The 25823-nt window shown below is 36.2% G+C and carries 25 protein-coding genes and 1 tRNA gene; 2 read left to right on the top strand and 24 right to left on the bottom strand.

Features of this window, described 5'->3' with window-relative positions:
- Positions 1 to 5: 5 nt before the first annotated feature.
- Together M2919_RS01675 and M2919_RS01670 are read right to left on the bottom strand one after the other, a co-directional pair.
- Entirely contained in the window at positions 6 to 812 is an 807-nt protein-coding gene (locus M2919_RS01675) for a transporter substrate-binding domain-containing protein (protein WP_248849028.1), read from the bottom strand.
- Between the two features lie 18 nt (positions 813 to 830).
- Positions 831 to 1562: an amino acid ABC transporter ATP-binding protein gene (locus M2919_RS01670; RefSeq protein ID WP_023606226.1), complete on the bottom strand. Its 732-nt coding sequence runs from the start codon at positions 1560 to 1562 to the stop codon at positions 831 to 833.
- Between the two features lie 322 nt (positions 1563 to 1884).
- Here M2919_RS01670 and M2919_RS01665 point away from each other — a divergent pair, with 322 nt between their 5' ends.
- Entirely contained in the window at positions 1885 to 2076 is a 192-nt protein-coding gene (locus M2919_RS01665; protein WP_023606225.1) for a hypothetical protein, read from the top strand.
- Positions 2077 to 2194: 118 nt separating this feature from the next.
- Here M2919_RS01665 and M2919_RS01660 read toward each other — a convergent pair.
- The 8 genes from M2919_RS01660 to M2919_RS01625 form a co-directional block, all read right to left on the bottom strand.
- Positions 2195 to 2267: transfer RNA gene (locus tag M2919_RS01660), tRNA-Ala, on the bottom strand.
- Positions 2268 to 2331: 64 nt separating this feature from the next.
- Positions 2332 to 4128, bottom strand: coding sequence for an acyltransferase family protein (locus tag M2919_RS01655; RefSeq protein ID WP_248849027.1), 1797 nt, complete (start codon positions 4126 to 4128; stop codon positions 2332 to 2334).
- 195 nt (positions 4129 to 4323) lie between these two features.
- Positions 4324 to 5364 (bottom strand): AI-2E family transporter, encoded by a 1041-nt coding sequence (locus tag M2919_RS01650; protein ID WP_222317792.1) that lies wholly within the window; start codon positions 5362 to 5364, stop codon positions 4324 to 4326.
- 23 nt (positions 5365 to 5387) lie between these two features.
- Positions 5388 to 5624 (bottom strand): YozE family protein, encoded by a 237-nt coding sequence (locus M2919_RS01645; RefSeq protein WP_222317796.1) that lies wholly within the window; start codon positions 5622 to 5624, stop codon positions 5388 to 5390.
- Positions 5617 to 6144 carry a peptide-methionine (S)-S-oxide reductase MsrA gene (msrA, locus tag M2919_RS01640; RefSeq protein ID WP_248849026.1) on the bottom strand — a complete coding sequence of 176 codons (528 nt, stop codon included), beginning with the start codon at positions 6142 to 6144 and terminating at the stop codon, positions 5617 to 5619. The genes M2919_RS01645 and msrA overlap by 8 nt, the downstream gene beginning before the upstream one ends.
- A 10-nt stretch (positions 6145 to 6154) precedes the next feature.
- Positions 6155 to 6796: a YpmS family protein gene (locus M2919_RS01635; RefSeq protein WP_248849025.1), complete on the bottom strand. Its 642-nt coding sequence runs from the start codon at positions 6794 to 6796 to the stop codon at positions 6155 to 6157.
- A complete protein-coding gene (locus tag M2919_RS01630) occupies positions 6783 to 7613 on the bottom strand; it encodes an SGNH/GDSL hydrolase family protein (RefSeq protein ID WP_248849024.1) in 831 nt (276 codons plus the stop codon). Before M2919_RS01630 ends, M2919_RS01635 begins: the two co-directional genes overlap by 14 nt.
- A 55-nt stretch (positions 7614 to 7668) precedes the next feature.
- The gene (locus M2919_RS01625; protein WP_222317802.1) at positions 7669 to 8508 is read right to left on the bottom strand and encodes a DegV family protein; all 840 of its coding nucleotides are present in this window, start codon (positions 8506 to 8508) and stop codon (positions 7669 to 7671) included.
- Positions 8509 to 8634: 126 nt separating this feature from the next.
- Here M2919_RS01625 and trhA point away from each other — a divergent pair, with 126 nt between their 5' ends.
- The gene (gene trhA, locus M2919_RS01620; RefSeq protein WP_126761108.1) at positions 8635 to 9279 is read left to right on the top strand and encodes a PAQR family membrane homeostasis protein TrhA; all 645 of its coding nucleotides are present in this window, start codon (positions 8635 to 8637) and stop codon (positions 9277 to 9279) included.
- A 50-nt stretch (positions 9280 to 9329) separates the two neighbouring features.
- On the opposite strand, the gene M2919_RS01615 is transcribed toward trhA, so the two are convergent.
- The 14 genes from M2919_RS01615 to rpoN all read right to left on the bottom strand — a co-directional run bounded on the left by M2919_RS01615 (position 9330) and on the right by rpoN (position 25756).
- Complete coding sequence (locus M2919_RS01615) at positions 9330 to 10046, bottom strand: amino acid racemase (RefSeq protein WP_126761106.1); 717 nt, start codon at positions 10044 to 10046, stop codon at positions 9330 to 9332.
- A gap of 3 nt (positions 10047 to 10049) precedes the next feature.
- Positions 10050 to 11294, bottom strand: a complete 1245-nt coding sequence (locus M2919_RS01610) for a carboxylate--amine ligase (protein WP_126761104.1) — start codon at positions 11292 to 11294, stop codon at positions 10050 to 10052.
- Positions 11291 to 12808: a UDP-N-acetylmuramyl-tripeptide synthetase gene (gene murE / locus M2919_RS01605; RefSeq protein WP_248849023.1), complete on the bottom strand. Its 1518-nt coding sequence runs from the start codon at positions 12806 to 12808 to the stop codon at positions 11291 to 11293. Before murE ends, M2919_RS01610 begins: the two co-directional genes overlap by 4 nt.
- 81 nt (positions 12809 to 12889) lie before the next feature.
- Positions 12890 to 14773 (bottom strand): asparagine synthase (glutamine-hydrolyzing), encoded by a 1884-nt coding sequence (gene asnB / locus M2919_RS01600; RefSeq protein WP_248849022.1) that lies wholly within the window; start codon positions 14771 to 14773, stop codon positions 12890 to 12892.
- A gap of 209 nt (positions 14774 to 14982) precedes the next feature.
- Entirely contained in the window at positions 14983 to 15477 is a 495-nt protein-coding gene (locus M2919_RS01595; protein ID WP_222317823.1) for a dihydrofolate reductase, read from the bottom strand.
- A 30-nt stretch (positions 15478 to 15507) separates the two neighbouring features.
- Positions 15508 to 16455: a thymidylate synthase gene (locus M2919_RS01590; RefSeq protein WP_023606211.1), complete on the bottom strand. Its 948-nt coding sequence runs from the start codon at positions 16453 to 16455 to the stop codon at positions 15508 to 15510.
- A gap of 31 nt (positions 16456 to 16486) precedes the next feature.
- Positions 16487 to 18385, bottom strand: coding sequence for an ABC-F family ATP-binding cassette domain-containing protein (locus tag M2919_RS01585; RefSeq protein ID WP_248849021.1), 1899 nt, complete (start codon positions 18383 to 18385; stop codon positions 16487 to 16489).
- Between the two features lie 109 nt (positions 18386 to 18494).
- Positions 18495 to 20117, bottom strand: coding sequence for a glycoside hydrolase family 13 protein (locus tag M2919_RS01580; RefSeq protein ID WP_248849020.1), 1623 nt, complete (start codon positions 20115 to 20117; stop codon positions 18495 to 18497).
- A 19-nt stretch (positions 20118 to 20136) separates the two neighbouring features.
- Positions 20137 to 21768, bottom strand: coding sequence for an alpha-glucosidase (locus tag M2919_RS01575; RefSeq protein WP_248849019.1), 1632 nt, complete (start codon positions 21766 to 21768; stop codon positions 20137 to 20139).
- 156 nt (positions 21769 to 21924) lie between these two features.
- Positions 21925 to 22380 carry a hypothetical protein gene (locus M2919_RS01570; protein ID WP_023606207.1) on the bottom strand — a complete coding sequence of 152 codons (456 nt, stop codon included), beginning with the start codon at positions 22378 to 22380 and terminating at the stop codon, positions 21925 to 21927.
- Positions 22381 to 22460: 80 nt separating this feature from the next.
- The gene (locus M2919_RS01565) at positions 22461 to 22811 is read right to left on the bottom strand and encodes a thioesterase family protein (RefSeq protein WP_248849018.1); all 351 of its coding nucleotides are present in this window, start codon (positions 22809 to 22811) and stop codon (positions 22461 to 22463) included.
- Between the two features lies 1 nt (position 22812).
- Positions 22813 to 24021, bottom strand: a complete 1209-nt coding sequence (locus tag M2919_RS01560; protein ID WP_248849017.1) for a CCA tRNA nucleotidyltransferase — start codon at positions 24019 to 24021, stop codon at positions 22813 to 22815.
- A gap of 13 nt (positions 24022 to 24034) precedes the next feature.
- A complete protein-coding gene (locus M2919_RS01555) occupies positions 24035 to 24394 on the bottom strand; it encodes a nucleotide pyrophosphohydrolase (protein ID WP_202585258.1) in 360 nt (119 codons plus the stop codon).
- 27 nt (positions 24395 to 24421) lie between these two features.
- Entirely contained in the window at positions 24422 to 25756 is a 1335-nt protein-coding gene (rpoN, locus tag M2919_RS01550) for an RNA polymerase factor sigma-54 (RefSeq protein ID WP_248849016.1), read from the bottom strand.
- Positions 25757 to 25823 lie beyond the last annotated feature (67 nt).

Here is a 25823-nt window from a genome sequence, read left to right as displayed (position 1 = left end):
CCCTCCTATTTTCTTTCGACATTTGGAAACCATTTTTGATAAATTTTATCATAAGTTCCATTTTGTTTAAGTGTGGTAAGTGCTTCATTTACAGCCTTTAAAAAATCATCTTGATTCTTATTAATTGCAATACCATAAGGTTCATCAGTAAAGATATCTCCTGCTAAACGATACCCCTCATTCTCCTCTGCAATTCCTAACAAAATACTATTATCAGTTGTCATGGCGTCACCCTGTCCGGATTGTAATGCCGTGAATGCTTCTGAATAGTTTTCCAACTCTAATACTTTTGCAGTTGGTGCTTTTTCGCGTATATTGACCGCAGATGTGGAACCTTTTACTGCTAAAACAGTCGTATTTTCATTTAAGTCTTCAATCCCATTAATCGGGCTTTCTTCTTTAACTAATAATGATTGCCCCGCATCAAAATAAACATCTGAAAAATTGACAACTTTTTTCCGTTCATCGCTAATCGTCATCGTAGCAATGATGGCATCAATATTCCCGTTCTTTAATAATGGAATCCTTGTCTTAGATGTCACTTCAACAAAAGCTGCTTCTCCATCATTTGGTAATAACTCTTTCGTAATGGCTTTTGCAATATCAATATCAAAACCTTCAACTTCACCGGTTTCAATATTCATTAAACCAAACAAGCGAGTATCATTTTTTACTCCCCAAATGATTTTGTTGGCATCTTGTGAACGTTCTAAAACATCTTGTTCTGCTAAACTTGTTTTACCACAAGCAGTGAGAAGAATGATTAAAAGTGAAGACATTACTAAGGTAATTATTCGCTTAAATCGTTTCATAGCTAACGTCCTCCTTTATTAATGATTAATAATTTTACTTAAAAATTGTTTTGCTCGTTCTTCTTTTGGATGATCAAAAAAAGTATCCGCGTCAGTGTCTTCCAAAATCTGTCCATCAGCCATAAAAATAACACGATCGGCAACTTCACGTGCGAAGCCCATTTCGTGTGTTACTACGACCATGGTCATCCCTTTTTCACGTGCTAAGTTTTTCATAACTTCAAGTACTTCGCCAACCATTTCGGGGTCTAAGGCTGAAGTCGGTTCATCAAACAGCATAACCGAAGGGTTCATTGCTAAACTACGTGCGATTGCCACACGCTGTTGTTGCCCTCCCGAAAGTTGTGAAGGGTAGCTATCTTTCTTATCTGCTAATCCAACTTGTTCTAAAAGTTCCATTGCTTTTTTTGTTGCTTCCGCTTTCGATACTTTTAACACTTTCATTGGTGCCAAAATCAAGTTTTCTGTCACCGTTTTATGAGGGTATAAATGAAAGTGCTGAAAAACCATCCCTAGATGTTTACGTACTTCATTTAAGTTCGTCCGTTGATCGTGTAAATCTACATTGTTAACTAATAACTGACCGGTTGAAATTTCTTCTAATGCATTAATACATCTTAGTAACGTACTCTTTCCGGATCCTGAAGGACCAAGTAGTACAACAACTTCACCTTTTTCAATATGTAAGTTAATATCCTTTAGTGCATGAAAGTCACCATAATATTTATCGACTTGTTTAAATTCAATCATTTTAAGACCTCCATTTATAATATTTTTCTGAAGTTATTGCTGATTTCAGAAACCAGTTCTTCAAGTATAAACTAAATAACTATGATTTGTAAAGTCAAGCATTAAAAAATAATGAGCTAATAATTAACTAATTTTAATTTAACTCTTTTTATTCTAGGTAAATTATAGATTATAGCGTAAATACAATCAGTTTTCATAAGTTTTTTTCAACAATGACTTTTCGATTACAATACAATTAGAGAAAAGAATAAAGAACAAGGATTACCATAATAGTGTATAAATAGTTGTTTTTTTGATATGATACTAGTAAGTAGGTGATGAGATGCTTAAAAAAATTAAAAATGCGCTTATTGTTACCGTTGTATATTTAGTAACGGCAAATATTGGGAACTTTATTTTCGATACGCACAATGCAATAGACTGGACATCTACTCTTTGGGAAGCTATTTTTTTCTTTATTTTCATCCTACTATTGCAACAATTTCGAACATTTCCTCAAGACGATGAGCAATAAAAAGAAAACGAGTCCTTTTCAATATCACGAAAAAGACTTGTTTTCTTTTTTTCAGCCTGTTTATTTTTAAATAGAAAAAGAACCAAGTTAAGTGTTTAAACCTAAAATGATTCTTTAATGGAGACAAGGGGGATCGAACCCCTGACCTCTTGCATGCCATGCAAGCACTCTCCCAGCTGAGCTATGCCCCCGTACAGACTCTATTATACGATAATATAAAAATTTTTCAAGTCTGCATAAGTTTACATAATAAAATTATGGTTTCTCTAAATGAATATCAAAAGATTGAAGTTGTTGTTGTATTAAATCAACATAGACTGAAGCCCCATCAGGATTTAAATGTACTCCGTCTTCTTCTAATAATTGTAAGTTACTCTGAGCTACCGAATACCAATCAACTAATGTTAATTTCTCATCTTCGTGTGTCGCCGTCCATAAAAGCTGATTAACTTCATCTTGCCAATTAAGTGGTACATAAGCATTAATAAACATCACATGACTATTACCTGCTAGAGATAATAAATGATTCAAATCACGCTTTGAAAACGGACCATTCGACCCTAACTCGACAATCAATAATGTTTCTTTTCCTAGCTCTTGATGATACTTTTCCTCTAGCAAAACAATACCTTCACTCATTTGTCGACCCACATGTGCATCAACTATGATTCCTGGAAAACGTTCTTTTAGTTCATTTTCTGCCCCTAGAATAATGGAATCACCAATCACTATCATTTTATTAATCGATTGCTTTTTAATAGGTGCCGTCTCTTGTGTCTCTTCTCCGGTTTCTTCTTTTACTGCTGTTTGATGTGTGACTGCTTTTTTCTCCGCTTGTTTCTCAACAGTCTTTGCCGCAACCACATTAGTGCCAACAATTAAAGATAACAATAAGAACGAACCTATCAAAAGATTAAATGCAATCCTTTTATTATCATAATAAGCTTGCTTCATATCAGGTCCCCATTTTTTTAAAGGAGAACGTTTAAGAGGTTGTTCAATAAATAAATAAGAAAAATGTGCTAGTACAAAAATTAAGAGACATTGTAATAATATTAATACAAAATGTTGTGTATATGTAAGTTTGGATGGTGTTGTCAAAATAATAATGGGATAATGCCATAAATAAATACTATATGATCGCTGCCCAATCCACCTTAACAAAGGACGCTCAAAAAACAAATGGACTCTTGAACCTGGATGAGCGATAACCGCAATCAATAAAGCAGAAAAAACAGACACTACTATAAATCCAACCGGATACATCCATTTTTGAAACTCAGTCACGCGTATCGCTAGTAACATTAACACAGAGAAACTAATAATTCCTGTAATATCTAAAACACGTGTCACCGTTTGCGGAGGATTCGCATTAAGTCGCCCCCAAGGCCAAACTGTTCCCAGTATCGCTCCAATCATAAAAGAAAAGAAACGGGTGTCGGTACCATAATAGACACGATCGAAAGATTCCGGCTGATAAAGCAAGCCCATTAGGATAGCAGAAATCAAGGCAAAAATCCCCCAAAATTTCCAAGTCTTTACTGCTTTGTTTTCTTTTCTTTTGAGGTAAACAAAGATAAAAGGATAGATTAAATAAAATTGCGCTTCAACTGCTAAAGACCATAAATGTTTGAGTGGTGTCGGCTGAGTAAAAAAATCAGCATATGGAACTTTTTTATAGATGTACCACCAATTACTAGTGTACGTCAAAGCTGCCACACTATCTTTTAATTGATTCAACCATGAGTTTCCGGAAAAAAATAAAATCGCAATAAACGTCACGAGAATGACTGCTACAACTGCTGGAATCAAGCGCCGAAATCTGCGTTGCCAAAAGGCTTGGATATCAATTGTTTCTTTTTTTTGCCATTCATCGTTTAGTAAATTAGTTATTAAATAGGCAGAAAGAACGAAAAAAATATCAACTCCTATAAAACCACCTTTCACAAAATGTGAACGAAAATGATAAGTTAAAACCATTAGAACAGCGATCGCACGTAAGCCGTCTAAACCATCTATATAAATGCGTTTCTTTTGTTGCGATATCGGCATATGAAATCCCCCTTTAATATAACGATGCCTTTACCTATTGTAATACAAATGTAACATCATAGCAATAAAAAATAAGCATTAAGACAATTGCGTTACAAGTGTTTCTTAAGTATTAATATTCACTCTATATATAAACTTTTTTATAAACTTTTTGCCATTGTTATGCTAATAATAAAAAAAATAACACAAAATGTGTTATTTTTCTTTAACTTTCAATATTTTAGTTTCGGGCATTTTTACTTCTAATAAATCTAGAATAAAGACGAATGTCGGAATTCCTAGAACCAGCCCCCAAACGCCAAAAAACTTTTCGGAGAACATTAAAACGATAAACACATAAAACACTGGTAAATTCGTTTTACTGCTCATTAATTTAGGATTTAAGAAATAAGATTCAATAGCATGGATTACGGCAATCACAATTAACACGTAAATAACGTCTTGAATTCCACCAATAGAATAAGCAATTAGTGATAAAGGAATACACGAGATGATGACTCCTGCTACTGGTATCAAACTTAAAATAAAAATCATCAGTGCTAAACTTAATAATTGTGGGAACTTCATTAATGATAAAGCAATAGTCGTTAAAACAGTATTAACGAGAGCAATAATGAACTGTGCTTCAAGTACGACACCAAATGTGTTAATAAACTTTCGGCCGAGGTAAGACACATCTTCACTGAAAAGGGCTATTTTACTATTTTTAAATCCTTTAGAAAAATCTTTAACCCATTCTTCTTCAATTAAGAAAAAGAAACTCAATACAAAGGCTAATAAGAATGTTAAACCTATCGAGCCAATACTTGAAATCGTATCAAAAACAACTCGAACTCCCGAAGTAATCTGGTTTTTAATATCTGTTAAGCCAACATTTTCACTCAACCAATGCCACAATCCCTTTGCACCAACTTGATTCTCTGGATGTTGGTAAAAAGCAAAAACAGATTCAATCATCGAGATGGTTTGGTTAAAAAGTTTCGGTACGTATACAGTAACCGAAAAATATAACCCTAATACAATGAGCAAGTAGGTCAGTATTATGATAACTTGCTTTGGAATTTTTGTTTTTTGATACAAGACATTTACTAGACGAGTCAATAAATACGTCAAGATAAATGTAATAAGTAAAAGATTAATAATACTTCGAAATATATACAACAATATGCCAATTAAAACTAATACAAGCGTGCGACGTAGTGTTGTTTGTTGCTTGATTTTATTCCACCATTCCATTTACAATACTCTTTTCTTCATATTTAATATTTACTGTCTGTTTGTTTAGTTGCGATTAAATAATCTTCCCACAGCAAGTCGAAGACATCCATCGTCTCAACATAGTCACCATAGTCTTCTAAGTATGAACTAATACGATGATAACTGCTATCGTGTTTAGGAAATTGAGAATCTTGAGCAAGCGCTTCGCAAAGTCGTGACCGTGCAGTGTCAATACGTGCTTGCCTTTGCGATAAAATATAATCGTAAAAACTACGCATTCACGTCATCCTTCCAAACCTTTTTTAAAAATTGTTGACGGCTTCTACTACTCATCTTATATCGTGAAGGATCTTTTTTATAAAAATCTTGATGATAGTCTTCCGCCGGATAAAATGGTTGTTTAGGCTCAATTTTAGTAACTACCGGTGTACAATAACGTCCTGATGCATCCAAAGCTTGTTTACTTTTTAGGGCAATGTTTTTTTCTTCCTCATTTTCATAAAAAATAACTGGACGGTAGCTATCTCCTCTGTCTTGAAATTGACCACCGATATCCGTAGGGTCTGTTTGCTGCCAATAAATTTCTACTAACTCCTCATATGAAATTATATCATCATCATAAGTGATTTCAACGGCTTCTGTGTGCCCAGTGTTTCCCGTACAAACTTCTTCGTAAGTTGGATTCGGTACATGTCCTCCAGTATAGCCCGAAATCACTGAAATAATGCCGGGTAATTCATCAAACGGTTGTACCATACACCAAAAGCATCCTCCGGCAAAAATCGCTTGTTTTCTCATGTTATCCCTCCTACTTATTTTCTATGGGTAAATAAACACTCATTCGAATATCATCATCGACTAAATTAATGCGATCTGCTTTTAATTGAACGCCATTTTTTAATGGTAATTGATCTAAATGAACGATAATATATGTTTCTTCTGAGTTAAACTCAACCCATTTTGGTATATCTAAGCCATGTTCTAATTGTTTCATTACATAACTTATAGGTAATTGTAAACTACCTAAAGAAATATTGCGAGCCTTAAGCTGGATGTTTCCATTTTCCATCACATACGGGTCAAAATATAAATAGAATTCTACTGGATAGCCTAATAATTTAAAAGTTCCAGTCAATAACGCCTGATCTTCTAAATAGAAATCATATGACACACCAGATTCCTTTAAAAATTCATTTAAATAGTGACTGATAACAAAATTTAATTGTTTTTTAGTACTAGTAAGTTGAAAACTTGGATCTGCTTGTGTTTTAACTCGTTGTTCCACTTCTTGTCGATATGTCACTTCTCTTTTATCCGTGATTCTATACCCTACAAACAAAATGATCGCTAATAAGGCGCCTATTAAAGAAAAGAACGCAATACGCCACGGATTTCTTTTATCATTCTTTTGTTCGTGCTTGGTTTCTAAATTCGTCTCATTTTTTTTCAAGCCACTCACTCTTTTCACTTATTAATTTTTCGGTAAATTGATTCGCAATAAGCTGGTACCCCATCCGATTTGGATGAAATTTATCTTCATCAGACAATAGATTGTTTTCAGTTGTTTCTGATGTGGTATCCATACCAGAAGATAATAATTCATCTATTGGAACAAAGTACGCTCGTTTATCTTCTTTTGTCACTAATTCGCTTCGCTCATTCCACCGTGTCACAATCTCATCCATTCCTTCAATTTCTTGAAAAGTTAAATAAAAAGGATTGTAAATACCTAACTGAAAAATGGGTGCCTTTTTATTATACATTCGAATGGTTTCATACAAAGCAGATAAATTATTTTGATAATCAGTCGCTGGTTTAGCAAAAGTTGTAACATCCAACTCTTTAAATAATTGCTTTCGTATCACTTTCATCAAGTCATTTCCGCCAACAGTTAGTAAAATAAAGTCTGCCTTTTTTAAACTCGCTTGAATCTCATCATTCGACTCAATCCGCTTTTTAATTTGAATACTCGTGTCACCTGCTTTACCAAAATTAGATGCGTCAATCGCCTCTATACCGGTAGCTTCTCGTAATTTATCAGTGACTATCGGGACATACCCACCTTTATTTTCAATATCACCAATACCTTCAGTCAGGGAGTCGCCGATTGCCACGTATTCTAAGCTATCCTTATATTTAATGCGTTGCTCATTCGGCTTCATTAAATTTGGCTGTTTTGGAATGAAAAGAGTCAGAGCCACTACAGCTAAGGTTAAACATAGGATAAAGCCTAATAATTCACCAAAATATTTTTGAAAAATTCTCATATTATCCCTCTTATCTATTTGGAATAAAAAAACAGATCAAATGATCTGTTTTTAATTAATCTGTATAATACATAATCGCAAATGCACCTTTACCGGTATGCGTTGAAATAGTTGAAGATGTTGTTAAAACAGGTATGTGCATGTTGGGAAATAATTTTTGCAATTCTTCTTTATAATAAGAAGCAATCTCTAAACCGTTTGCATGTGAAATACCAATAGCTCGAATATTCTTTTTTGAAGCTATATCTTTCTTTACTTCTTCAAACCATCTTATAAAAGCTTTGGCACCACGGCCCTTGCTCATCGTTTCTAAACCGGTGTCTAAAAGTTGCATGACGACGCGGATATTAAACACATTTGATAAAACCCCAGTCGCACGACTAATTCGGCCACCTTTCACTAAATTATCTAGCGATGCAACACCGATATATAAGGTAGTGTTTTCTTTTACTTTTTCAACTTCTTGAATAATTTCTTCTTTTGTAGCACCTTCAAGTGCCATTTCTGCAGCACGGATAACTTGAAAGCTTGTCCCTTGGTCTGCAAAAGTACTGTCAATCACAGTGACATCGGTTTTACTAATTTGTGCAGCCTGTCTAGCTGCTTCGACTGTACCACTTAGCAAATTAGTTAAGTGAATGGATATAACGCTACTACCGTCTTTCCCTAATTCATCATAAGCTTCTACGAATTCGCCAATTGGAGGTTGACTTGTTTTAGGAAGAGCTTTAGCATTCGCCATCATGTCCATAAAATCGTCGCCATCCAAATCCGCATCACGATAAATTACATCATCTACCATGACGGAAAGCGAAACAATTTTAATTCCTAATTTTTCAGCCAGTCCTGGTTCCATCGTGCAAGCTGAATCTGTCACAATTTTAACTTTGGTCATATTTATACCCATCCTTTTACAAAAGAGTTTTTTCGTGTAGAATAAGTATCAGAGAGATACTTCCTTTCAAGTATAACAGATAAGAAAGGGTTTTTCACTTAAAAATAGTCGAAAGGACGTGGAAATATGGAGCAATCCTATTCATCGAAAAGATATTTAATCGTTAATGAGGTTTTAAACGCCGTCACACACGGAATTGGCGTTGGTTTAAGCATTGCTGGATTAGTTATTTTATTAGTCAAAGGAGCAAAGATGGGGTCGCCTATCCATGTCGTTTCTTACGCCATATATGGTGCTACCCTCATTCTTTTATTTTTATCTTCTACCCTCTTTCATAGTTTAATTTTCACTAAAGCGAAAACGGTCTTTCAAGTTTTTGACCATAGTTCTATTTATTTACTTATCGCAGGTAGCTACACACCATTCTGCTTAACAGTCATCAAAGGTCCTTTAGGTTGGGGACTGTGCTTAGCAGTATGGGCTTTAGCAATTGCTGGCGTCATTTATAAATCCTTGTTTTTAAAGAAAAAAGGAAAAACAGACGTCGTGCTTTACATTATTATGGGTTGGTTATGTCTATTTGCTTTCAAACCACTTTTTAATGGACTTGGCGTTGAAGGGACATTACTCCTTGCTGGAGGCGGGGTTGCTTATACCGTTGGCGCACTGTTTTACAGTCTGAAAAATGTTAAATTCATGCACGTTGTTTGGCATTTCTTTGTTCTGTTGGGTGCTGGTTTAATGTACTTCTCCGTTTTATTTTACACATAAAAAATAATTAAAAAAATCTACCTGTTAACTCAAGTTAACAGGTAGATTTTTTAACGACGCGATAAAACACGTTCAATCGTTGCATCGACTAATTCAGATTGCGCGTCAATTACCGGAAATTTTGTTTGTAATGTTTCAGCTTGCATTAGCGATAATTCCGTACATCCTAGAATAACCACATCACACGCCTCTTCTTCCATCATTTCTTTCAAAATATATTGATAGCGTTCTTCATTTAAATAGTTTTGAGCCTTGATATCATCATAAATTAGCGTCATAACTTCTTCTTGAATCTCTTTGGATGCCATGACAAGCTCAATTTGCTCATGTTTTTCCATTTCGTGATGATAAACACCCGAGGATACCGTACCAGTTGTGGCTAAAAGGCCTACTCTAATCTTTCGATTGAGATGAGAATAGCTCTTGACAACCTGCTCTACCGCAATACGGGGCATGTGTAAAATAGGAATCTCCGTCTGTGTTTGTAGCTCATTGTAAAAATAATGAGCTGTATTGCACGTTAAAACAAAAAAGGAAGGATGTAGAGGTGATAATTGTCGGATATCTTCCGTTAAAGCCTCTACTGGACTGTCTAGCGTCGTATCAAGAATGTATGCGGTACGATCAGGGACCGTTGCATGATTAAATAAGCAGTAATTTAAATAATCTTGGTCTTTTTTTGCAGGCGTCCGTTTATTTAATAAATGAACGAAGCTTTCAGTTGCTTGTGTGCCCATACCACCTAATATGACAAAGAAATCTTTCATAGCTTACCCCTTCTTTTGTTTAAAGTATTTTTTAAAACGAGCATGATATTGATAAAACATATAACGCACTAACACAAAGCGGCGCAAGTTCATATCCTTCTTAAAAAAGATAGTTGAACCATATTTTTTATTTTGAATATAATCCATTGCTTCTTCTTTGTCAGGGCTATCGGCAATATACTCTTTTAACACTTTGACTGGTGCACCAATCCATAACTTGTCACCATGTCCAATAGTCGTTTTAGTGAATGGTTTATTTAAGACATAATCTTCCGTAATATATTTAGCTAGATTATAACCAAATAGTGTCACATAGAAACTACTACGTCCTTGTCGTAAGTTAATTTCAAATAATTTATACTCACCGTCACGCGCATCGTATTTCATATCAAAGTTAGCAAAGCCTGTATATTCAATCTCTTCTAAAAATTTCTTAATGCGGCGGTAAATATCATCATTAAAGTCTGGCATAATCGCCATATAGTTACCGACTGAACCAGGTGTCGGATCCTCTAATAAAGGATGCCCTAAGCACATCATTCTAACTTGATGATGTTGGTCAACATAGGCATTTAACACACGCATATGTGAATCATCTCCAGGAATGAAATCCTGACAAATCATCTCTGCTGTATAGCCATTTTCATAAATTTTATTTAAGATATCTTGAAATTCTGCTTGATTTTCAATAATATACGCTTTCTTACGTCCTTCAAACGATACATCTAAATATGACACGCTATCCGCTGGTTTTAAAGCGACTGGAAACGAAAATGGTGGCGCTATCTCGTCGGTTGTTTCCATCATGTCCTTAGTAATAACCATTGTTTTAGGATAAGGTAAACCGTACTTCTCACACGTTTCATAGAATGACACCTTATTGGACAATGTCTGCTGTAATTCTGTGTCAATCGTCGGACAAACAAACCAAGATGTCAATTCATCTTTATGTCGTGCTAAAAGCTCCGTATAACCATCTCCACATGGAATTAACATTAGAATACGATGATCATTTTCATATTCCTTTGCTACTTTACGCATTGTTTCGATAAATGTAGGATCTTCATTAAAATGTGAAACCACATGTAAATTAACAATCTTACTATATTTCGTTGCCGCTAATTCAGCTGCGCCATACGCTTCAGAAACCATACCATAGGCTTCATAAAAAGAACGTGCCATTCCATAAACGTTAATATCACTACCAAGTAATATCGGCACAAATTTTTCTGTTAGTGACGTGTTCATTTTAATCCTTCTTTCTCTATCCATTTTTCTACGACAGTTTGGTCACCTAAGTAAGGAATGTGTTCGCCGTTAATAATTTGATAACGATCTGAACCTTTCCCTGCAATAACTAAAACATCTTGTTCGCTCATTTCCGATAACGCCATATTTATTGCTTTTTCTCGGTCTAATTCAATCACCATATCCACCGAACTCGTCACATTTTGTTTTATCGTTTCAGCAATATCAAGCGCTGACTCGCTACCAGGGTCATCCGTTGTAATATAGGCTTTGTTAATGGACTCTGAGATAACTCTAGCAAAATCGTAACGTCGTGACTGCGCCTTATCTCCCGTACTGCCAATTACCAAATGCACTCGTTTTTCTGGATACTCACTTTTAACAAACCCTACCAGTGTTGCCAAGCTCAAATAATTATGCGCGTAGTCGATATAAACCGGACTATTGTTAGGTAACATCAGTTTTTTCATGCGTCCATCAATCTGTGCGACCGCCAAACCTTCTTTTTGAGAAGCAGCTTGCGCTCCGACTAAACTTGTTGCAATTAAGGCACTTGTGGCATTGCTATGATTAAAGTAACCTTCCATTGCTAGTTGATACGTGGTCGATTCAATCGGTAAAGAGGAATGGTTAACTATAGAAAATGAATGAGCATTGATTGATTGCCAATTAACATCGACATCCGCTTGTTCCCCAAACGTTATGATATCGGATGTATAATGTTTAGCGTATTCATATAAAAAGTCAGCATAGTCACTGTCAGCGTTTAAAATAATTTGGCGACTATTCGCTAATAATTGTCGCTTACAATAAAAATAATCATCAAATGTTGGATGTTCGATATCACTAATATGGTCTGGCGAAATGTTCAGAAAAACTCCGACATCAAACGTAAGATTATATACGCGCTCTAATTTATAAGCTTGCGAAGAAACTTCCATGACTAGATGGGTCATGCCATTTGTCACTGCTTGACGCATCATCCGATAAAGGTCAAGGGATTCCGGCGTAGTTAGCTTGGATTTAAACGTTTCACCCGCACCTAAATTAGTTTCCAACGTAGAGAAAAACGCGACATGTCCTTGCGTTTCTCTTTTTAAAATTTCATAACATAAATATGTCGAAGTCGTTTTGCCTTTCGTACCAGTATATGCCACAATTTTTAGTTCTTTTTCAGGATGATTGTAAAAGAGTTGACTAACAACAGCCATGGCTTTTTTAACATCTGTGACAATAATACCTAGCACGTTCTCATCTACTTCATAAGGTGTTTCGCTTATATAACAAGTTGCACCATCTTTAATTGCTTGTTCTAAATAAGAGAGATGAAAGTTCGCCCCTTTGCAAAAGAAGAGCGTATTTTCTTTTATATCACGCGAATCATATGTAATATGCTGGATTTCTGCCAATCCATTGTCTCCAGGTACGTTCGTATACCATTGATTATGAAAGATGATTTCTTTTAAAAGATTGTGTTTTTTTATTTCTTCCACCCAAGTGTTTAATTGTGTCATATTTTTACCACCTTTTTTTATACTATCTGAGTCATATATACAAAAAACTGGTAAGCATTTGCTTCCAGCTTTTTGTTTTGCTTACGCTACCGGGATAGCTTGTGGTTTTTCTTCATCGATAAAGTAAATCTTATACCATACTAAGAAAGTATAAATCGTCCAAATCTTACGACGATCATCATTTTCACCACGGAAGTTTCCGTCTAATAACGCCACAATTTTATCTTGCTCGAAGAACTCATTTACAAAATCTTCTAAGAAAAGTTGACGAATGTGAAGGTAGAAACGTTCTTCACGTAACCAGTCTTTTATCGGAACAGGGAAACCGAGTTTTTCACGGTCTGCCCATTCATCTGGCAGGTGACGATTCGCTGCTTTTCTAAAAGCATATTTTGTGTTTTCAGCATTGATAAGATGTTTCGTCGGGATGCGCTCAGCAAGCTCCATCATTTTAATATCGAGTAAAGGCACACGTATTTCTAATGAATGAGCCATACTTAGTTTGTCGGCTTTTAGTAAAATATCTTTTGGCATCCATTGATGGACGTCAAGATATTGCATTTTTTTAACTTCAGGTAAATGTGGCACACGTTTGTATACGTCCATTACAATATCTTTCACCGTCTGACTCTTTTGATAATCTGATTTCAAGTAGTTATCCGCTTCTGCTTCTTTAAAGACTTCCGCTTGACCGATAAAGAATTCTTCTGCCGGTGCCAGTGACGTATATAAATGCAAACTGCCTTTAAACGTTGGCATTTTATCAATTGTGCGTGCAATATTATAACGTGCTTTTTTAGGTAATTTCTTTAGTCCTTCAGCGACAACGCGCACCATTTTAGAGCCACTATTAAATCCATAGTTTTGATAACCCGCAAATAATTCATCGGCACCTTCACCTGACAAAACTACCGTTACTTTCTCACTGGCCATTTCTGACAAGAAGTATAATGGCACACATGATGGATTAGAATCAGGCTCGTCTAAATGATATTGAATTAATGGGAAGTATTGAAATGCTTCTTCTCCTGTAACAAGTTTAGAATAATTTTTAAGTCCCAATTTGTCGGTTAAACGTTTCGCTTCGTGAGATTCATTATATGTTTTATCTCCAAATCCAATCGAGAATGTATAATCAGGGCGTAGCGTCGCTGTCACATAACTTGAGTCGACACCACTTGATAGAAATGATCCGACTTTGACATCGCTAATAGCGTGAACTTCAACAGATTCTTTAACAGCTGCTTCAATTTCATCAACGGCTTGTTCTAAGGTCATGTTTTCTTCTCTAAACTCTGGATCCCAGTAACGTTCTATCTTCAACTGACCGTTATGGTACGTATAGTAATGGCCTTCTGGTATACGGTAGACATTCTTGAAGAAGGTCTCACTTAAAGCTGAATATTGGAACGTCATATAAGGTTTTAATGCTTCTTTATTTAATTCTTTTTTAAAATCTGGATGAGCCATAAGACTTTTAATCTCAGAACCAAACATAAATGTCCCATTCATCTCTGTGTAGTAATATGGTTTGATACCAAAGTGGTCACGCGCGCCAAATAATTCGCCAGTAACCGTATCCCAAATCGCAAACGCAAACATACCACGTAAACGGTGTAAGATGTCTTTTCCAAATTCTTCATAACCATGAAGAATAACTTCTGTATCCGTTTTTGTTGTAAAGATATGTCCTTTTTCTATAAGCTCATTTCTTAAGTTTTGAAAATTATAAATCTCACCATTAAAAATAATGACTTTTGTTTTATCTTCGTTATATAAAGGTTGTGAACCGCCCTCTAAATCAATAATACTTAATCTACGAAAACCTAGTGCTACTTGTTCATCTACAAAGTGACCCGAACTATTAGGACCACGATGAACAATCGTTTCCATCATATTATTAATTACGGTTGTTTTTTCATCGATAGTTTGAGTTGTGTTAACGAATCCTACAATACCACACATGTTGTCCTCACTCCAAAAAAACATCGCTAGACGATGCTTGTTTATTTTCACGCGATGATTTAGTTATCTCACGATGAATCTAACTTATAGTAACACACCAAGTCACTATTTTAAAGTATTTCTACAACTTTCACGCGTCATCTTAACTTTTATATAATAAAATAAAAAAACTTAAAGCAGCTATCTTTCGGCTACTTTAAGTTTAAAATCTAACTGTTTTTTCGTTTATATGTTTCAAAGGTATGGGCATAACGATTTTCAGCATCCATCGTTCCTTCGCTTATATCAATCATACTCCAGTCATCCCAGTTAGGTTCTGGAATATAAGTATCCCCTTCAAAGGTTTCATGAATGACTGTACGATAAAGAATATCCGCATGAGGAAAAAATTGTCGATAGACATTTGCCCCACCTGTAATAAAAACAATACCGTCATACGACTCAGCATAGGCAAGAACTTCCTCAACAGTATGCATAACTTGAATGCCTTCCGCTTGATAGGAAGTATCAGAAGTTAACACAATCGTGTGACGATTAGGCAACGGTCGCTTGTTCATTCCTTCAAACGTCTTACGTCCCATCACAATCGTATTATTTTCTGTGGTATTACGGAAAAAAGATAAATCGTTTGGTAGACGCCACGGTAACGCATCGTCCTTCCCTATCAACCCCTCTTCATCTTGTGCCCAAATAGCTGCTAACATAATAAAAATCCTCCTAAAATCTCTCGTTCTTTAAACCGCAATCGGTGCTTTTATAGCTGGATGCGGATGATAATGCTCAATCTGTATATCGGTCATATCAAAATCAAAAACTGACTGTTTATCTGGATTTAACCATAATGTTGGTTTTTCTTTTGGCTCGCGCGCTAACAATTCTTCTACTTGGCCGTAGTGGTTTGCATAAATATGAGCATCGCCAAGCGTATGAACAAACTCGCCTACTTCCAATCCTGTTTCATGTGCGATTAAATGCGTTAGCAACGCATAACTCGCGATATTAAATGGAACACCCAAAAAGATATCTCCACTTCTTTGATATAACTGACAACTTAGTTTACCATTTGCAACATAAAATTGGAAGAGTGTATGACAAGGTGGCAACGCCATTGACGGAACATCTTCAGGATTCCAAGCGGAAACTATTAACCGACGCGAATCTGGATTGGTTTTAATCATTTCAATAACATCTTTAAGTTGGTCAATTGTTTCACCTTTTTTCGTTTGCCAGTGACGCCATTGTGACCCGTAAACGTTGCCTAAATCACCAAATTGTTCGGCAAACTTTTCATCGTTTAAAATACGGTCACAAAACTGTTGTTTCTCTTTTTGATAAACAGTATTGAATTCGACATCCTTTAACGCACGACGTCCAAAATCGGTCATATCTGGTCCTTTATATGACTCACTTTTAACGTAACGTTCAAAAGCCCACTCATCCCAAATGTGGTTATTATGTTCTAATAAATAGCGGATATTGGTATCTCCTTTAATAAACCATAATAATTCACTTTTGATCAAACTAAATGGGACACGCTTAGTTGTTAAAAGAGGAAAACCTTCACTTAAATCAAAGCGCATTTGATAGCCAAATATACTCTTCGTTCCGGTTCCTGTCCGATCTGTCTTTTCAATTCCTTCGTCTAAAACTTTTTGACATAAGTCCATATATGCACGTGTCACCTGTTACTCCTCCTTAAATTTTAACAAATTATCACTCTTCAGCAATTTCACTCAAATATTCCCAACGCTCCATCTTTTCAAGCAGTGCCTCTTCCGCTTCTTCTAAGGCGGTCTGTAAATTTTGTAACGCAGTAAAGTCAGAGCTTTGTTCCACCATCTCTTGTTGAATCTCTTCTATTTGTGTTTCTAACTTATCAATATCCGTAAGAATCGTCTCCCACTCTTTTTTCTCGTGATAAGAGAGGCGTTTTTTTTTCGGCTTTTCTGGCACGATAGGTTGAATGGCTTCTTTTTCTGATTTTACTTCTTTTCTTTTTTCTTTTTCTTGCTCTTTTTGATAGGTCAAATAATCACTCATTGTACCATAATAAGAAGTGATGTTTCCATGCCCTTTAAAAACTAATAAACGTTTCATTGTTTTGTCTAAAAAGTAGCGATCATGACTGACAGCAATCACTGCCCCATTGAATGTCGCTAAGTAGTCTTCTAAGACGGTTAATGTGTCAATATCTAAGTCATTAGTTGGTTCATCGAGTAATAGCACATTAGGTTGACTAATTAATAATTTTAATAAGTACAAACGACGTTGTTCGCCACCTGACAATTTATGCACGAGTGTTCCATGAGTGGCTCTAGGAAATAGAAAACGTTCTAACATTTCTGTCACACTGATAGCCTCTCCCGATTGTGTTGTGACTCTTTCCGCTGCTTCTTGTAAGTATTCAATCATTCTGACGTTATCACTAATAGGCTCATTGTTTTGCGTATAATAAGCCATTCGCACGGTCTCACCGATTTCTAAAACACCACTATCGAGCGGCAATTGTTGAGCGAGAACATTTAGTAAGGAAGATTTTCCTGCACCGTTCTTTCCAGTAATTCCCAGGCGCTCATTGGATTGAATCAATAAATCAACCTCTTTTAAAATCGGTTGATTATTTAAGTTTAAAGAAGCATTTTTTAATTCTAACACTTTTTTACCTAATCGTTTCGTCGCAATATCTATTTCAACGTTATCATCGTTGAGTCCTTGTTGCTTAACTTGATGTTCCAAATCTTTAAAACGATCGATACGTGCTTGCTGTTTCGTTCCACGTGCTTTAACACCTGCACGCATCCAAGCTAATTCTTGCTTATATAGCTGTTTTTGTTTATGTTGCTGCTTAACCGCTTGTTCTTCTCGTTCACTTTTTTGTTCTAAATACGTTTGATAATTCCCTTGATATTCGTGTATCCGTCCGCCAGATAACTCAAATATGCGATTGGTTACTTTATCTAAAAAGTAGCGGTCATGCGTGACCATGACAAGCGCACCACGATATTGGTTTAAATATTTTTCTAGCCATTCAATCGCTGCATAATCTAAGTGGTTCGTCGGTTCATCTAGTAAAAGTAAATCCGGTTCTTGAATTAACACTTGAGCTAACGCCACACGTTTTTGCTGTCCTCCAGATAAATCACACACGCGACGGTCTAACTCGCTAATGCCTAGTTGTTGTAAAATAATCTTGGCATTTGTATCTGCTTCCCAAGCGTCTTGTTTGTTCATCATTTCTTCTGCTTGCGCATACGCTTTTTGAGCCTGAGCAGATTCTCCGTCTAGAGCTAATTGATTTAACGCATGTTCATACTGTCTGACTGCTTTAAAAATAGGAGAGTCCCCTTCAAATACTAATTCTAAAATCGAACGTTCATCTTGAAAAACTGTATCCTGACGTAGATAACTGACAGTGTAATCATGTGGTTTTTCCAATTGACCACTATCAGCAACATCGACTTCTGCTAATATTTTTAACAAGCTACTTTTACCTGTCCCGTTGATACCAATTAAACCTATTTTATCTTTTGAATGAATTAAAAAAGAGATGTTATCAAACAACATCTTATCCCCGTACGTTTTTGTTAATGAATCGACACGCAACTCTTTCATCTTGTTACACCTGTCTTCCTTTTAATCATCCATTCATTTTAACAGAATGAACTATATTTTTCAAAATCATTTAAATCTAAAAAAAGCTGCCTTGATAGACAGCTTTTTACTAGTGACGATATAGACGTGCTTCAAACGGTTGTAACATCGTTAAGTTGTGACTTGATTGATTAGATAAAATCAAGTTATCCTCTTGATAATCTGATAGCCATGTTTCATGACATACTTTTTGACTTAAATTGACTACTATCGTAAAACATTCCTTGTCATCGAAACGTTGATAAGCAAAGACATCCTCATTGTCCGTAGATAAGTCCAAAAACTTCCCGTCAATAAAGGCCGCGTGCGTTTTGCGTAATTGAATCAATGTTTGGTAAAAATGAAACAGTGAATCTGGTTGAGATAGGGCATCTGCCACATTAATCCAGTCTTTACTTTGATTGACGGCTAACCAAGGCGTCGTTTCTGAAAAACCTGCATAATGACTGTCATTCCACTGCATCGGTGTACGAGCATTATCACGTGTCGTTTCTGAAACAACACTCATTGCTTCAGCTTCAGATAGTCCTTCTTCACGTAATCGGTAATATAGATGACGCGAGTCAACAGCGTCAATATCCTCAATCGTTCGAAACTCGTTGTTAATCATCCCGATTTCTTGACCTTGATAAATAAAGGGGGTTCCTTGTAACAGCATATAAGCCATTGCTAATGCTTTCCCGGATTTTTCTCGCCATTCAGGTGCATCATTTCCAAACGCTGAGATGCTACGAGGTACGTCATGGTTTTCCATATAAAGTGCATTCCAACCCTTATCGTCTGCTACCGCGTGTTGCCAACGGATTAACGCATCTTTAAATGGCTTAATCGCCACCCCTTCATCTGTTTTATCCCGCCATAGATTAATATGTTCAAATTCAAAGATCATATCAAAATAGCCATCATCTCCAACCCAAATCGGTGCTTCTGCAGCTGTCACACCTGAGGCTTCTCCTACAGACATCATCCCATGTTTTCTTAACAAAGCACTCAATTCATTGAGATACTTATCAATTCCTGTGACGTTTTGATAAGGAGCACTGACATTCGTCGGGTCAATCGGTGTATCCCAACTCGCTTTCTTAACGTGTGATATAGCATCAATACGGAAACCGTCTATTCCTTGAGCAATCCACCATTCAATCATTTCAAACACATCTTTTTTCATTTGTTCGGATTCCCAATTTAAGTCAGGCTGTTCTTTTGCGAATGCATGGAAGTAGTATTCTCCTCTACCTTCATGATATTCCCATACAGAGCCACCGAAAATAGATTGCCAATCATTAGGTTCTTTGCCATTTACAGGAGGATGCCATATGTAGTAATCACTATAAGGATTATCTTTTCCAAGACATGATTGTTTAAACCATTCATGCTGATTAGACGTATGATTGATCACTAAATCCAAAATGAGCTTGATGCCTAGCGCCTTTGCTTCCTTCACTAACTCATGAAAATCAGCCATCGTCCCAAATTCTGGCGCAATTGCTTGATAATCAGAGATATCATAACCATTATCAACATTTGGCGAGGCAAAAATGGGCGTTAGCCATATAAAATCTATACCTAACTCTTTCAAATAAGGCAGCTTAGCCGTTACTCCTTTTAAATCGCCAATACCATCTTGATTGACATCCAAAAAACTTCTTGGATAAATTTGATAGCCAACTGCTTCTTTCCACCACTTTGTCATAACTAACTCCTTTTATCTTTTAATCTTCATTTTTAACTTCCACGACAAACGCTTCCCAAGGGGCAAGTGTTTTATTTTCTAATGACGTTACCGTTTCTTCAGCATTGTGAATCACTGTCTGGATAACTTTATCTGTTGCGTGAAACGCCTGTTCTTCATTAGAAAAATTCGTCACAATTAACCAACGTGTATCGTTTAATGTGCGGTAATAACTAAAGACTTCGTCAGCTGTTTCCACTAGTTCAAAGTCCCCCCACACCATAACAGGGTGCTCTTTACGTAAATGAACGAGCTTTTTATACGTATAAAAAATAGAAGACTCATCTGCTAATGCTTGTGCGACATTAATGTCACTAAAATTAGGATTTAAACTGAGCCATGGCGTCCCTGTCGAGAAGCCACCGTTTTCAGAATCATCCCACGCCATAGGTCGACGTGCATTATCACGACCTTTGGTATTAATCGAACGAATAAGCTCTTCTTTTGAATAGCCATTTGCCAAACGCTCGTGATACATATTGAGCGTTTCAATATCAGAAGCTTCACTAATATCATTAATAGGCGTATTTGTCATTCCAATTTCTTCGCCTTGATAAATATAAGGTGTCCCTTTCATCATGTGTAGTAAAATAGCTAACATTTTGGCACTCACCACGCGATGCTCATTATCATTTCCCCATCGTGAAATCATACGAGGTAAGTCGTGATTGTTCCAAAACAGCGAGTTCCACCCTTCATTTCCTAACTCGATTTGCCATTTAGCTAAAACCTCTTTTAATTCTTTCTTATCTAATGGTTTTAAGTCCCATTTGTCTTTTCCTTCTTGCTGATCTAATCCAATATGTTCAAATTGAAAAACCATTGATAACTCATTACGGTCAGGATGTGAGTACCATTTGGCAATCTCAGGTGTTGCCCCCCATGTTTCGCCAACAGTTAGTAAATCATGTTGACCAAACGTCGCTTGATTCATTTCTTGTAAATAATCATGGAGAAGTGGACCGTTACCCGTAATTTCTTTCATCGGCTGTTTTCCTATCAAATCAATCACATCTAAACGAAAACCACCAATCCCCTTATCTATCCAGTAGTTCATCATGTCATATACCGACTGACGCATTTCTTCATTTTCCCAATTTAAATCTGGCTGTTTTTTACTAAATAGATGTAAGTAGTACTGACCAGACTCCTTGTGCCATTCCCAAGCACTACCAGAGAAAATTGAACGTAAATCGTTTGGCGCACTACCGTCTGCTGCAGCGTCCGCCCATACGTAATAATCACGATACGCACTATCTTTTGATGATTTTGCTTCTAAGAACCAAGGGTGTTCGTCTGACGTGTGGTTCACAACTAAGTCCATAATGACTTTTATATTCCGTTGATTCGCTTCTTCAATAAATTTATCCATATCAGCCATCGTGCCAAACTCTGACATTATCGCCTCATAATCTGAAATATCATATCCGTTATCATCATTTGGTGATTGATAGACAGGTGATAACCAAATAGCACCTATCCCTAATTCTGCTAGATAATCAAGCTTTTCAATCATCCCTGGAATATCACCAATTCCATCACCATTGCTATCTTTAAAACTTCGTGGATAAATTTGATAAACAACAACTTCTTGCCACCAGTGTTTTTCCATTGTCTCACTCTTTTCTATATCATAATTAAACTTACTCATCATAATTTATCATCTTTTATCATGAAATACATGAAATCGCTCGCTTTTCAGCAAAGTGTTAAGAAACTTTGGTCAAGAAGACAAAAAAAGCTGCCAATTATTTGGCAGCTAAAGTTGTTATTTATCTTGATAAAGTGTTTCGACTGTTTCTTTCGGATCGATGACGATGTATAAGTTTTTGTTCTTGCCAATTTTAGTCGTTTGATGTTTGTTATCCAAACCTTCTTGACCTTCTGTCATTTTATCTTCGTATGGGAAGTAAATTAAATCTTCAGTTCCATTGTCAAAAACAATTGCCATTTTTTCAATATCTTCGTATTTTAAAGCACGAGCAAACATTCCCATCTCAAGTCCGCCCAAGTTGATATCATCCGTTTGTACATGATCAGCTTCTTCTAAAATTTCAATTCTTAAAGCTTCGCAAGGATTGATTTTTTGAAAATCACTGCCGTTAATTCGACCAAAGCTTGTTGAGATTTGTTTAATCCATAAGTCGCCAATATTTTCACGTTTTATCGTCCAAGTTTCACCATTGCGGAAGAAGAATTTTAATGCAGTCATTTGTTTTGTCATTTGAATCGCTCCTTTTATCTTTATAAGTTCATTATATCACAAACTTTTATAATAGCAAGAAATTTGTGAAATATTATTTTTTATTTGATTGACGATAAAAAGCGGTCGACATCCACAACAGCACGTTGATGTTTGCCAGTAGCAATTAACTGAGAGGAATCTCTGATTTCGAAAATAAAAGAAAAGCGATTCCCTTCTCTCGTGACGTCTTTCACATCAATTTTGATTTCTTCTGGTATGCGCGACGCTCTTAAATGGTTTAATTCAATAAACGTTCCTACAGATGTTTCTCCTGCTGCTAACTCAACTAATTGGTGACAAGCATTTTCAGCAAAGGCAATTAAGGCAGGAGTAGCTACAACTTCTAACTCGCCTGACCCCATTGCACTTGCAGCATGTTGTGCTTCAGCTTGATAATTAAACACTGACATATTAATTCCTCTTTTCTTTTTCTATATAAGTAATTAATGCCACTTTATCATTTGCAACTTTACCACATAACACTGCTTCTTCAAGTTCATTTAGTGTTTCACCAAGCCATTTGCCCGGCTCTTTGTGTAAAAAGTTTAAAATATCTCGACCATTGATAGCTAAATCCGCCTTACTATGAATAGGCAAGTTATCATGTCGTTTAAGAGTGTCTCTTGAGCAATCAACGCCCGTTTTCAAATAACGAATGTGTTCGACTGTGGTAACTTCAAACGGTGACAAGCCATATAGTGTCATCGTATCCCAATCACTTGTTTTTAAAAAGGTTAAGGCGTCCGTCACGTTAATAATATGTAATTTTAATTGATTAGACAGTTTCCAGCTTTTAATAAAGTTTAAACGCGACTGACCTTTAAGTTCCAACGCATCGACCACCAGTCCCCACACAGCAAGTTCACTTTCAATCGGTGACGCCTCCAGTGTGAGTAATGACATCAATCGTTGTTTTTTATTCGCAAAGCCGGGGCACATTTCTGATAAATTGCTATCTAGAAAACTCACGAGTCCTTTATTACGGTAATCCCCCATCATCATCTTAATCCATTCAATATGTGTTCTTTCGATTGATACATGGGCTAACAATGGATGATGTTGTTTAATCGCTTCAAAAGTTTTCGCTTCAATCTCAAATCCTAATTGACTCGCAAAACGAACCCCACGCAACATGCGTAAAGCGTCCTCATAAAACCGTTCCGTCGGCTCTCCTACGGCACGTAATTGTTTATTTTCCAAATCGATTTGACCATCAAAATAGTCAATAATAGCACCCGTTTTAGTCATTGCTAGAGCGTTTATTGTAAAATCACGTCTTTTTAAATCTTCTGCTAAGCTTCGAACAAAGGTAACCTCATCTGGACGTCGAAAATCTTGATAGGTCGACTCCGTTCGAAACGTAGTGACCTCATACTGACCATAATCAGAAATAACAAGAACGGTTCCGTGCTCGATACCGACATCTATCGTTTGACTAAAAACCTGTTTGACTTCTTCAGGGTACGCACTTGTCGCAATATCAACATCGTGTATCGGCCGATTTAATAAATAATCACGAACACTTCCCCCTACAAAATATGCTTCAAAGCCTGCTGCTTCTAACTCTTCTATAATATGTAATCCTTTGATAAACTCTTCTGGTAATGGGTTACTTAACATTTGCCGTCGCTCCTCAACTTTTGCTACTTTTATCTTGCTCTTTTCGCTCGAAACGGTGAGCATCTCGCTGATTAAATTTTTCCATATTACGATTAAATATGTCGGTCATATCGAGGTCTAGAGAGTTCGCCATAATCAAGGTAGTAATTAACACATCTCCTAACTCCTCTGCTACTGACCCACTATTTTCAGTCGCTTTCTTTGGCTTTTCACCATAAACATCACTTACTTCTCGTGCCAATTCTCCAACTTCTTCAGTCAAACGCGCTAGTTGTGATAGCGGGGTAAAGTAACCTACTTTAAATTGTTGAATATAGTCGTCCAATTCTTGCTGCATCACTTTTAATGTTTTGTCATTGCCTTCAATTTTCATCTATCTATCCCCTTTCCTTCTCTATCATTAATCAAATCGTTTTCTCTTTGTAGACGAAGGAATGGCGAGAATATCACGATACTTCGCAACCGTCCGACGTGATATTTCAATATCTTTTTCTTTTAGTAAGGATACAATTTTTTGATCAGATAGTGGTTTTCTTTTATCTTCTTCAGCTATTATACGAGCAATTTCTTTTTGCACACTGTCAGCTGACACGTCATCTTGAGAATCATCCCCTTGACTTAAACCGGTAGTAAAGAAAGAGCGCAATTCAAATGTACCTGCATCTGTCTGTAAATACTTGCCATTCACTGCTCGACTAACAGTTGACTCATGAACGTTAAGTACTTCAGCAATTTCTTTTAATTTCATCGGAACCAAAGGAGCACTATGATCTAAAAAGAAAGATTTTTGTCTCTTAACAATCTCTGTTCCGACATTCAAAATCGTGTCGCCACGCTGCTCTACGCTACGCTTTAACCATTCAAACTCTGCCTTTTTTTCATTTAAATACTCTTGTACTTCTGGGTCCTCGACTTGTGCCATTCGTTCAAAATAAGAAGACTGAAAGGCAACAGTTGGCTTGCCACTTTTTGTCGATAAAACCTCAATCTCTTGATGATCATTTACTTTGACAATAATGTCTGGATATATCGTTTGCGAAAGAACTTCTCCATACCCAGCTCCTGGATTAGGCGTTAATAATTGGATATAATCAGATATTTTTTGAATTTCTGAAACAGAGATTTGATAATCTTTCGCAATCTTTTCCCATCGACGATGAGCAAAGTCTTCAAAATGTTCTTCTATCACAATATAAGCCATACTAGGAGCAGATTCATCGCGTTCAATTTGCAACATGAGACACTCTTGTAAATCTCTAGCCCCGACACCTGCCGGTTCTAATTGCTGCAATAACGTCAGCGCATCTAAGGCTTGTAAATACTCTGCTCCTGTTTGTGACATCATATCTTCTAACGTAATCGTTAAATAACCATTAACATCGATATACTCGACTAAGAAGAAGACTAACTGACGTAAATAAGTATCACGATAATTTAAATGAATCTGTTCAACCAGATGTTCAAACAAAGATGTTTGATTGTCTGGAATTTGATTAAGGTAGTTTAACTCTTCTTGGTCGTCTCCTTGATAGCCACGAGATTTATACGTCGGTTCAGCATAATCTCGAGTAATCTTAACATCTAAAAGAGGATTTTCTAATGCTTTAGATTCTAAAAACTTAAATAAATCTTCTGTATTATAATGCAACATCTGAATCGATTGTTGTAACGTTTGAGTCATTGCCAGTTTTTGGACTTGTTTTTGTTGTTGGGATAATTGTTGACCAAATTTCATTTGCTCGGCCTCTTTCTTTCGCAATAATCATTTTCAACTTGATATTTGTGTCTGTTTTAGGTACACT

The sequence above is a fragment of the Vagococcus lutrae genome, assembly GCF_023299185.1.
Lineage (GTDB): Bacteria > Bacillota > Bacilli > Lactobacillales > Vagococcaceae > Vagococcus_A > Vagococcus_A lutrae.
The sequence above is the reverse complement of the archived record's forward strand: the minus strand, read 5'-3'. Positions and strand labels throughout refer to the sequence as shown.

Coding starts and splice junctions, on each gene's coding strand:
- asnB (WP_248849022.1), bottom strand. CDS start 14,773: ATGTGTGGTATTGTAGGATTCGTTAACACAACTCAAACTATCGATGAA.
- M2919_RS01570 (WP_023606207.1), bottom strand. CDS start 22,380: ATGACAAAACAAATGACTGCATTAAAATTCTTCTTCCGCAATGGTGAA.
- M2919_RS01645 (WP_222317796.1), bottom strand. CDS start 5,624: ATGCGTAGTTTTTACGATTATATTTTATCGCAAAGGCAAGCACGTATT.
- M2919_RS01675 (WP_248849028.1), bottom strand. CDS start 812: ATGAAACGATTTAAGCGAATAATTACCTTAGTAATGTCTTCACTTTTA.
- M2919_RS01625 (WP_222317802.1), bottom strand. CDS start 8,508: ATGACCAAAGTTAAAATTGTGACAGATTCAGCTTGCACGATGGAACCA.
- M2919_RS01555 (WP_202585258.1), bottom strand. CDS start 24,394: ATGAAAATTGAAGGCAATGACAAAACATTAAAAGTGATGCAGCAAGAA.
- M2919_RS01610 (WP_126761104.1), bottom strand. CDS start 11,294: ATGAACACGTCACTAACAGAAAAATTTGTGCCGATATTACTTGGTAGT.
- M2919_RS01595 (WP_222317823.1), bottom strand. CDS start 15,477: ATGTTAGCAGCTATTTGGGCACAAGATGAAGAGGGGTTGATAGGGAAG.
- rpoN (WP_248849016.1), bottom strand. CDS start 25,756: ATGAAATTTGGTCAACAATTATCCCAACAACAAAAACAAGTCCAAAAA.
- trhA (WP_126761108.1), top strand. CDS start 8,635: ATGGAGCAATCCTATTCATCGAAAAGATATTTAATCGTTAATGAGGTT.
- M2919_RS01655 (WP_248849027.1), bottom strand. CDS start 4,128: ATGCCGATATCGCAACAAAAGAAACGCATTTATATAGATGGTTTAGAC.
- M2919_RS01650 (WP_222317792.1), bottom strand. CDS start 5,364: ATGGAATGGTGGAATAAAATCAAGCAACAAACAACACTACGTCGCACG.
- M2919_RS01615 (WP_126761106.1), bottom strand. CDS start 10,046: ATGAAAGATTTCTTTGTCATATTAGGTGGTATGGGCACACAAGCAACT.
- M2919_RS01580 (WP_248849020.1), bottom strand. CDS start 20,117: ATGACAAAGTGGTGGAAAGAAGCAGTTGGCTATCAAATTTATCCAAGA.
- M2919_RS01565 (WP_248849018.1), bottom strand. CDS start 22,811: ATGTCAGTGTTTAATTATCAAGCTGAAGCACAACATGCTGCAAGTGCA.
- M2919_RS01560 (WP_248849017.1), bottom strand. CDS start 24,021: ATGTTAAGTAACCCATTACCAGAAGAGTTTATCAAAGGATTACATATT.
- murE (WP_248849023.1), bottom strand. CDS start 12,808: ATGACACAATTAAACACTTGGGTGGAAGAAATAAAAAAACACAATCTT.
- M2919_RS01630 (WP_248849024.1), bottom strand. CDS start 7,613: ATGAGAATTTTTCAAAAATATTTTGGTGAATTATTAGGCTTTATCCTA.
- M2919_RS01670 (WP_023606226.1), bottom strand. CDS start 1,562: ATGATTGAATTTAAACAAGTCGATAAATATTATGGTGACTTTCATGCA.
- msrA (WP_248849026.1), bottom strand. CDS start 6,144: ATGAGAAAACAAGCGATTTTTGCCGGAGGATGCTTTTGGTGTATGGTA.
- M2919_RS01585 (WP_248849021.1), bottom strand. CDS start 18,385: ATGAAAGAGTTGCGTGTCGATTCATTAACAAAAACGTACGGGGATAAG.
- M2919_RS01575 (WP_248849019.1), bottom strand. CDS start 21,768: ATGGAAAAACACTGGTGGCAAGAAGTTGTTGTTTATCAAATTTATCCA.
- M2919_RS01665 (WP_023606225.1), top strand. CDS start 1,885: ATGCTTAAAAAAATTAAAAATGCGCTTATTGTTACCGTTGTATATTTA.